This is a genomic window from Deltaproteobacteria bacterium RBG_16_64_85, from assembly GCA_001798885.1.
In the GTDB taxonomy this organism is placed as follows: domain Bacteria; phylum Desulfobacterota; class Deferrimicrobia; order Deferrimicrobiales; family Deferrimicrobiaceae; genus FEB-35.
The window spans coordinates 1-8,821 of sequence record MGQW01000093.1 but is presented as its reverse complement, the minus strand read 5'-3'; the positions used below and the strand labels follow the sequence as shown (position 1 = coordinate 8,821).

Below are 8,821 nucleotides of genomic sequence, written 5' to 3'. Positions count from 1 at the left end.
GGCCACGAGAAGGGTGCCTTCACGGGAGCGACGGCTCAGCGGCGGGGAGCGTTCGAAGTGGCTCACGGCGGCATGCTGTTCCTGGACGAGATCGGCGAACTGCCGCTGCCGCTGCAACCGAAGCTTCTGCGCGCACTCGAACAGAAGGAAATCAAGCGGGTGGGCGGGAACGAGATCCTTCTGGTCGACGTCCGGATTCTGGCGGCGACCAACCGCAACCTGCGGGAGGAAGTCTCAAAAAAAACCTTTCGTGACGATCTCTATTTTCGTATCAGCACGATAACCCTTCACGTCCCTCCCCTCCGGGATCGCAGGGAGGACATCCTTCCGCTCGCCCTCCATTTTCTTTCCGACATCGGCTCCGGAATCGGCTACTCGGCGCCAACGCTTTCCGATTCGGCCGCCGAGTTTCTGGGCGCGCAAGACTGGCCGGGAAACGTTCGCGAGCTTCGCAATGCCATCCAGAGAGCCGTAGTAATGAGTGAAGCAGGAGTTCTTCAGGCAGAGGATTTCGGGTTCCTCCTCCATGCGCAGGCTTCTCACCAGGGATCTCCATCCGATCTGTCCCTTTCGCGGTGGGAGCAATCCGAGAAGACCAATATCCTGACCGAACTTTCCCGGCAGAAATGGAACAAGACGCGCACCGCCCGTGAGCTTGGAATCGCGAAATCCACGCTATTTGAGAAGCTGAAGAAATACGGGATCCGACTCCAGGAGTCCGACCGGTAATAAGACGGACAGTCCATTTTCCGGACCGATACCGGATCTCCCTTTCCCTCTCGCTCCACCCCCGCGCCCCCATCCTCCCGAATTCAGATGGATTCCTTGCACCGCCCCGTTTCCATCGGGCGGGAATACCCCTTGCTCCTTCCTGGGCCATCACTCCCCAAGGAAAGGAGAAGGACATGCACAAGCAAGCCGCCAAACGCAATCGCAATGGACAAGGATTGACCGAGTACATCATCGTTGTCGCACTTGTGGCCATCGCGGCAATCGGTATCGTCAACATTTTCGGAAACCAGCTTCGCAACCAATTTTCCACCATCATAACCGCAATGTCGGGAAGCTCCCAAAAGAAGGTGGAATCCCTCTCGGACCAGGGACGCCAGGAAGCCAACAAGAAATCCCTTTCCGACTATGCCGGCTCAAAATAAGCGGGGAATTGCGATGATCGGTTTTCTCATCGGTACGATCGTGCTCACCACCATGATATTTACCATCATCCAATTCTCGCTTCTTTGGGCGGGTCAAGGGGCCATAGAAACCGCTGCCCACTTTGCTGCGCGAAAATTTGCACTCAATGCGCGTGCGGACTTCCAAAAAGCCAAAGCATCCGCTCTGGCGGAAGCTTCTTCCCTCTGCCGACACCGCCCCGGCGGAATGTGGGGAACTGCCGCTCTTACTTCCTTGAATTTTGCACGGAACGGAGAAGACGCCACTGCAACCCGTGCGTTATCCGGAGAAGCATACCGGATCCGCCTGACCCACGGGGTCGAGTTAATCGTGCCCTGGATGGACCGGATCCTGTTCCTTCTGGCTCCCGTTCCCAAAGTCTGTATCGCGGACAAGTATTACCTGCTCCTTCACGCATCCCGTTGGGTCACGGTGGAATGACCATGATTTCTTTCTACACCAGCCAGATCGTGCAACTCCGCCGTGGGAACGCCGGTCAGGCAGCGATCCTGTTCCTCACGACGGTCTCCGCAATCCTGGTACTGGTGTTCTCCACTATCTCTGTCGCCCACCTCGGTATGGAAAAAATCGCATCTGCCAACGCCGTTGATGCCATCGCGCTATCCGCTGCAACGTGGGAGGCTCGTGGCCTGAACCTCATCGCATCTTTGAACGACGGGATCCTCCAATGTTTCCGCGTCATCCGGTGGATCTGCGTCGTTTGGGCCGCCCTGGCGGTTGCTGCATGTTTCGGCGCCGGGATACCGGCCTTTAACGCCTACTCACAACGCGCCCCGGGAATGATCCGTTCCTATTGGAATTGCGCAAAACAACTCGAGGGATGGGCGCAAGAAGTGAAAACCCTCACTCCCTGTCTCGTACTGGCCGAGACCGCCAGCCTGTCACGGAAACTGAATGTGACCGGGATACTGACCCCCGTCGATCCACGGGGCCCCCATGACGGGAAAAACACCCTCGAACTTCATCTGAAACAAGGTCCTCCCCTGCTCTTGGCGGACGCATTGAGCCCGATTACCAGCATTGCCGCCCAGATCGCAAAATGGAAATGGGCGAAAAACCTCGCCCGCATGGTGACAACCGTTATCGACACTGCCCTTCGATCGATTCTCGGGATGGGGGGCGCGCCGATACGAATGCTGGAACCGGAGGAAGACTTTTCCCGCCGGCAGAAGGTGCGATTTGCTGGATATAAATCCGTTTCTGCTTTGCCTATCCCATACCTGAACTCGAGCGTAACGCATCGTTTCCCCATGGAATCCTACGCGGAACCGTATGGAGGAGGCGCAGTTGAGATGAACTGGAAATCCCGAATGACGGAGAAACCCGAAATCCAATGACCACGAAGCGGATGAACGGCCAAGGGCTGGTAGAAGTCGTCCTGATACTGCCGGTATTGCTTCTCCTGCTTGCAGGAAGCTATGTCTGCTGTCGGGCGGCGTTCCTGCTTTCGGCGGCGGAATCCTCTGCGCAGACGGAAACGATACGAACAGGACGTCGGCTTGCCGGCATTGAGCAGAAAATGTCCGATGACATTCTCCCGTACGACCGCAGCGTCACCATCCGGTCCGAAAGCACCGATAAGAGCCGCCTCCTCCCCGCTCCTTTCCCCTCGCTTGCCGGAAGAACCAAGGGATTCGCCGAAATTCGGAAAGGGTGGGAGGAAATCGGCCGAGTCTCGGACTTCCCGACCCTCCAGGCTGCCCGAATCTCCGAGGCAAGCGTGGATTGTTGGGAAAAACCATCCGGCTCTGGGAGAAGAATTTGCCAAGTTATCGACGGATTTGTCGTGACGGGATTCCTGCGTTGAACCTATTCCATTGCATGGGAATAACGATGCTCCCGCTCGTTCTCATCGCCCTGCCGGCATTGTCTGAAATAGGTTGCAAAACGCTTTCTTCCACCAAGGTATTTACCATCGATGGCAAAAGGTACCTGGTGGAGAAATCCGCCGGAAACGACATTTCGCTTATCCGCCGAGAGTTGTCACGGAAAGGAATCGATATTCAACTCTCCGGCAGCGGCCAGCCCACCAATCCGTACTTCGTTCAACACCTCCGGGAAGACACCTGTACAACTTCATTTCCCACCATGTCCCTCCCTCAGGGGTTGCGTGCGGAACATGTCATGCACATGGAGTCGGAAACCGGTTCTATCGGTCTTGCATTTGGGGCAATGGATGCCCGGGGGCCGCAGATCCGCAACCAGCTTTCGGCTTCTGGGTGGGAGTGCATTCATGCAGGCAATGGACAAGAGCATGTGGCCATAGCGACACGTAAAACAGGAAGGGAGACATCCATTGTTTTTCTGGAAGAGAAAGAAGGGAAGTTCCTCCTCGCCCGAAAGTGGGAATAGGAAATCGAAGGAACTCTTCCTGCTCCTCGCGGGTCTGGCTTTGACGTTGGCTGCGATCTTTCTTGCCAGGCAAAGAATTATTGCGGCCGAGAGGGATATCCATCGGAAAGCTGCTCCCTTGGACATCGTCGTTCCATCGGTTTCCATTCCTGCCGGGAGCGTTTTCACAGAGAAGAACCTCGCCAAAAAATCCGTCCCGGCATCGGGTACCAGCAGCCGCAATGTGCCGGCAGCCGAATATGAGCTGCTGGTCGGGGCACGCGCCAGGGGGAATCTCGCGGCCGGAGAACCAATCCTTTGGACGGATGTAGAAGAGCCGTTCGATCCCGAGAGGTTTTCCCAAACGATCCCTGCCGGTCGCCGGGCGATTACGTTCGAAGCGACAATGTCTTCCTCCTTTGCCGGCCTTATCCGCCCGGGGGACAGCGTGGACCTGCTTTGCGAAGGGGACGCCGGGAAAGGAATCCGGACCTGGATCCAGGCGATCACAGTGATCTCGGTCGATCGGCATTTCAGCAGGGCGCCTTCCAAGGAGGAATCCCGGGAAGTATCCACCGTAACGGTATCCGTAACCCCGGAGGAGGGAAGACTTCTTGCGTCTGCTGCGCGCGAGGGTCGAATCCACTGGTTCCTCAGGAATCCGGATGAACCCTCCAAAGCCAGAGCGACTTTTATGTCGAAGACGAAGCAAGCGGAAGAAAAAATCGAAATCTGGAAGGCGGGCGTTCAGGAGCTGCGCATTCCTTTCCCAAGCGGGGAATCCGGGTGAGAACCAACGATTTCCTTTTACACACCCGCATCCTGTGGACAATCGGTGCACTTCTGCTTTCCGCTCCGTCGAATGCCGATCCGCTGCAGCTCAGGCGGGGATTCCAGCAAATACTCGACCATGCCGGCGTGACGCGTATTTCCATCGGAAACCCGGATATCATCGAAGCGCGTACCCTTCCAAAGGGCGACGGGGTCATTGTCGTCGGCAAGAAAGAAGGAGAAACCGATCTCGTCCTATGGGAGAAGGGGAAAAAGATCACCTGGGAAGTAACGGTTCGGGAAAAGAACGCCATCCTAGAAGAAACCCGCGCATTCGCCGCTGCCTTCACGGATCTTACCGTCACCGACACGGGAAGCTCGGCCATTGTTTCCGGCACCGTCTCTTCGCCTGCGGAGAGGAAACTGCTGGATGACTTCGCACGGTCAAGGCCCAACGTTCACCTACGTCTCTCCCTCCCCGAAGAAAAACGATCTCTTCTCTCCTACGATTTGAAGATCATCGAAATCAGCAAGGGGGCAACATCCCAGTTGGGAGTGCGATGGCCGGATTCGCTTCCCCTCAAAGGATCCTGGACAACGGGGGGAAACACGAGCTCGGTATTTTCGGTGGCATCCGACTTTGAAGCCCGTCTGAATCTTCTCCTGGCCGACGGCCGCGCCCGGATCCTGGCCAACCCCCACCTCGTCTGTGAAAGCGGGGAAAGCGCAAGTTTCCTCGCCGGAGGAGAGATCCCGATTGTCATCCTTACGCCCGAAACAAGGACCGTCGAATGGAAAACCTATGGCATCATCCTCAAGCTACAGCCGAAGATGGACGCAGGAAACAAGATCCGTACTCAGATCTCCGCTGAAATCAGCACCGTGGATCACGGGAGCGGCAGTTCACAGATTCCCTCTTTCCTCACCCGTCGCGTCACTACTCACTTCTCCGGCCCGGCCGGAGGCACGGTCATGCTGTCCGGGCTGATAAAGAGCGAGATAGCGAAGGATGTCGCCAAGATCCCCTTGCTGGGGCAGATCCCGGTGCTCGGTGAACTTTTCAAGTCCCGCAGTTTTCGTGAGAGCGAGTCGGAGTTGGCAATCTTCATAACGCCTACGGAGGCCAAGGGCGATTTTTCCGAGGAAGCGGCTTCCTGGGACACGAAGGCAAGGAAAGAAAAGGAAAGCATGCGCTTCCGATTCATTGATTAAAGGAGCCACCCACATGAACATCGACCTGTGTCGATCCCTGCACAAGAAGGTAATTTCGCACCTCGATACCCGGAATACGGGAATCTTTCCGGAGGCTGAGGGAAAATGGCGCACCCGCGCTGAAGAATGCCTGCGTGCCGAGATGAAAGATCTGGATCTTCCCGAACAAGAGAAGGAAATCCTGCGAAGAGGGACTCTGGACGAAATCTTTGCTTACGGCCCCCTTACAAGGTATCTCCAGGATCCCTCCATTTCCGAAATCATGGTCAACGGAAAGGATCTGATTTATGTCGAGCGCGAAGGGAAGGTAACGCTCTCGGGCATCGTTTTTCTCAGCGATGAAACCCTTCGCTCAACGATCGACCGGATGGTGTCCAAGGTCAACCGCCGCCTGGATGAGTCGTCTCCCTTTGTGGACGCCAGGTTGCAGGACGGATCCCGGGTGAACGCGATCATTCCACCGGTGAGCCTTACCGGGCCTTGCCTGACCATCCGCAAGTTTCGCAAGGAACCCTACTCTCTGGAAGAACTGATTCGCATAGGTACGTTAACCGCAGACGCGTCCGCATATCTTCGCGAAGCCGTGGTTCGCCGGATGAGCATCATCATATCGGGCGGAACAGGGTCCGGGAAGACCACCCTGCTCAACGCCCTTTCGCAGTTCATCCCTGACTCGGAAAGAATCATCACCATCGAAGACGCCGCTGAAATCCGTTTGATGAAACCACACGTTGTCCGCCTGGAAGCGCGGCCACCCAATATTGAGGGGACCGGCGCAATCACCATAAGGGATTTGGTACGAAATTCCCTCCGTATGCGCCCCGATCGCATCGTCATCGGTGAATGCCGCGGGGGGGAAGCGCTTGACATGCTGCAGGCCATGAACACCGGGCACGATGGGTCCATCACCACAGGCCATGCCAATTCCCCACGAGACATGCTGCGCCGCCTCGAAACCATGGTCCTTCTGTCGGGGGTAGAGATACCCGTCAGGGCCATCCGCGAACAAATTGCCTCCGCCATCGATGTCATCGTTCACACCTGCCGGATGGGTGACGGCAAGAGGACGGTCACCTCAATCGTCGAGGTTACGGGGATGGGAGAAACCCAAATTCTCTTACAGGAGATCTTCCGGTCGTCGAAAAACGAGGGACCGCCCGGCAAGATGGGTCTGATTCCGACGGGCGTCCCGTCCAAGTTTTTCCTCTCGGAGGGGAATGGATGGGATTAACCCTTCTCGAATACGTCCTGTTTGCCGCTGGTGCGTCACTGCTCTCGTGGCTCTTCTTGCGGGTATTCGTCCCATTCTTGCGCGGCCGACTCGAGGCAACAGCCCAAAAACGCGCAGCAGATCTGCGCGAGGAATTCCTCCTACTTCCTACCCGAAAAATTCTGCTTATATTGCTGGCTGCCGGCGGTGTATGCGCGTTCATTGCCATTGCGATAACTACAAATCTTCTCTGGGGAGCCGCGGCAGGCATCGTCCCGATCCTCATTTCCGGTTTTATGGTCAGGTTTTACCGGGGACGAAGGCGCAAGAGGGTCATTGCTCAGATCCCGGGATTCCTTGACATCCTGGCGGGGCAAGTCAAGGCCGGACATAGCCTTCAGGGGGCTCTTTCCGACACGATACCGCTTCTTCCTCATGAAATCCGCAATGAAATATCTTGGGTCTTTCGGCTTTGCCGGCTGGGAACATCACTTTCTGAGGCCTTCGCGCTCTGGGAAGAACGAATGCCCTGCGAGGAGGTTGCCTTGGTGGTCCGCCCCCTGCGTGTTGCGCTCCCAACCGGCGGCAATATCGTGGAACTTCTTACCCGCTCGCGGGACATTCTTCAGTCGAGAAACCGGATGAGAGAAAAGATGCGAAGCATGACCGCACAGGCCCGCCTGCAAGCCGCGGTATTAACTTTACTATCGCCCGTCTTTACCGGGGTCCTCTCGAAAGTCGATCCGGACTTTCTGCCGCGCATCGTCGGAACGGTTCAAGGGAAAGCAATTCTTATGATTGCTGCCTTCCTGCAGTTTCTTGGCTGGCTGACTATCCGAAAAATTTTGGCGGTGAAATTATGACCGCCTCCGACTCCATTTTTCTCGGAGCGCTTTTTCTTGTCGGGTTGCTGATTCTGATCCGGTTCCTGGACGGCGTAATCCGATCGGGCCTGATTCCACGATTCGCGAAGAAAATCGTGCACTTGCATGAAAAATCAAACAAGTTGTTGATCGACAAGGGAATTTTATGGTTTCCCGGGGTTCACCTTGTCACTTCCTTAAGGGGATGGTTTGCAGGCGAAATGATCCTTTTTGCAACGGTGATCCTTACGCTATGCTGGAATCTCTCCTTGTTGAATGCATTCCTCTCTCTTTTCCTGGGGGCATTCCTCGGCGGTACTGCCTTTTTCTTGTCGTTTCAAGAAGCTTCCCGGAAGCAGATCGAGGCCGTCCGTTCGACGCTTCCGGTCGCCTCATTCCTCTTGTCCCTTATGTTGGAAGCCGGAATGGGGTCTTCCGCTGCACTCACGGAAGTCGTCCGTGCGCTTCCCCGGGGACCTCTCTCCAGCGAATTGGAGGAAATCACCCGCTCCCGGCTATTGGGGGTATCCCGCGCGGAAGCCATCGAGAAATCTCGCGGCCGGATTCCCTTGGAGGAGTACAGGGCCTTTCTAAACCTTATTCAGCAAGGGGAGCGCCTCGGGGTCGCCCTGTCCCGCGGACTTCAGGAACTTTCCTCAAGAATGATGGAAAGCCAAGGGCACCGGGCAGAAACCCTTGCACAAAAAGCAGCGGTAAAACTCTTGTTTCCTCTCGTGATCTTCATCTTTCCTTCGGTATTTCTGATCATCCTTTCGCCCGTCATACTCAATCTCTGGGAATTATTGGGGAGGTGACATGAGGACAACTCCCAGGCGCAGACGGCGCCAATCCATCTTCGGCACGCTTATTTTCATCCTTCTCCTATCGGGTTCTGCGGCAGCAGGCGAGAAGGTGCTTGGCCAAATAACCGCACTTCACCCACAAAACAAAAAGATGGTTCTTCTGCAGCTTCGAATCGCGGAGGCAAGAGGAAAGAAGGAAAGCCTACGGTATTACCGCAGTATCGCCCGACAACAAAGGGCCAATGTGACAGGCCCACGCTTATTTGCAAACGACTTGAATGAGTAGCCTGGAGATATAACTCCGCTCGTAGAATTATTGATCACTGCGGAAATAATGCAACGATCATATCAAAAAAAGGGGGAGTCCCGAGTGGCGGATGAACCCTCGAAGCAGGCGCGGGGATCGTCGCAGATGGCGCATGACCCGTCGGACCTCC

At 56.0% G+C, this 8,821-nt stretch carries 12 protein-coding genes; all 12 read left to right on the top strand.

Annotated elements, in window-relative coordinates; translation table 11 throughout:
* Positions 1–72: 72 nt before the first annotated feature.
* Complete coding sequence (locus A2Z13_07245) at positions 73–729, top strand: hypothetical protein (GenBank protein OGP76012.1); 657 nt, start codon at positions 73–75, stop codon at positions 727–729.
* A gap of 176 nt (positions 730–905) precedes the next feature.
* Positions 906–1,154, top strand: a complete 249-nt coding sequence (locus A2Z13_07240; protein ID OGP76011.1) for a hypothetical protein — start codon at positions 906–908, stop codon at positions 1,152–1,154.
* 13 nt (positions 1,155–1,167) lie between these two features.
* Entirely contained in the window at positions 1,168–1,614 is a 447-nt protein-coding gene (locus A2Z13_07235) for a hypothetical protein (protein ID OGP76010.1), read from the top strand.
* 2 nt (positions 1,615–1,616) lie between these two features.
* Complete coding sequence (locus tag A2Z13_07230) at positions 1,617–2,531, top strand: hypothetical protein (protein OGP76009.1); 915 nt, start codon at positions 1,617–1,619, stop codon at positions 2,529–2,531.
* The gene (locus A2Z13_07225; protein ID OGP76008.1) at positions 2,528–3,001 is read left to right on the top strand and encodes a hypothetical protein; all 474 of its coding nucleotides are present in this window, start codon (positions 2,528–2,530) and stop codon (positions 2,999–3,001) included. Before A2Z13_07230 ends, A2Z13_07225 begins: the two co-directional genes overlap by 4 nt.
* Positions 3,002–3,027: 26 nt before the next feature.
* Positions 3,028–3,546 carry a hypothetical protein gene (locus tag A2Z13_07220; protein OGP76007.1) on the top strand — a complete coding sequence of 173 codons (519 nt, stop codon included), beginning with the start codon at positions 3,028–3,030 and terminating at the stop codon, positions 3,544–3,546.
* A gap of 118 nt (positions 3,547–3,664) precedes the next feature.
* The gene (locus tag A2Z13_07215; protein OGP76006.1) at positions 3,665–4,315 is read left to right on the top strand and encodes a Flp pilus assembly protein CpaB; all 651 of its coding nucleotides are present in this window, start codon (positions 3,665–3,667) and stop codon (positions 4,313–4,315) included.
* Positions 4,312–5,508, top strand: a complete 1,197-nt coding sequence (locus A2Z13_07210; GenBank protein ID OGP76005.1) for a hypothetical protein — start codon at positions 4,312–4,314, stop codon at positions 5,506–5,508. The genes A2Z13_07215 and A2Z13_07210 overlap by 4 nt, the downstream gene beginning before the upstream one ends.
* Positions 5,501–6,739, top strand: coding sequence for a hypothetical protein (locus tag A2Z13_07205; GenBank protein OGP76004.1), 1,239 nt, complete (start codon positions 5,501–5,503; stop codon positions 6,737–6,739). The genes A2Z13_07210 and A2Z13_07205 overlap by 8 nt, the downstream gene beginning before the upstream one ends.
* Positions 6,730–7,581 carry a hypothetical protein gene (locus A2Z13_07200; protein OGP76003.1) on the top strand — a complete coding sequence of 284 codons (852 nt, stop codon included), beginning with the start codon at positions 6,730–6,732 and terminating at the stop codon, positions 7,579–7,581. Before A2Z13_07205 ends, A2Z13_07200 begins: the two co-directional genes overlap by 10 nt.
* Positions 7,578–8,396, top strand: coding sequence for a hypothetical protein (locus A2Z13_07195; GenBank protein OGP76002.1), 819 nt, complete (start codon positions 7,578–7,580; stop codon positions 8,394–8,396). Before A2Z13_07200 ends, A2Z13_07195 begins: the two co-directional genes overlap by 4 nt.
* 1 nt (position 8,397) lies before the next feature.
* A complete protein-coding gene (locus tag A2Z13_07190; GenBank protein OGP76001.1) occupies positions 8,398–8,670 on the top strand; it encodes a hypothetical protein in 273 nt (90 codons plus the stop codon).
* Positions 8,671–8,821 lie beyond the last annotated feature (151 nt).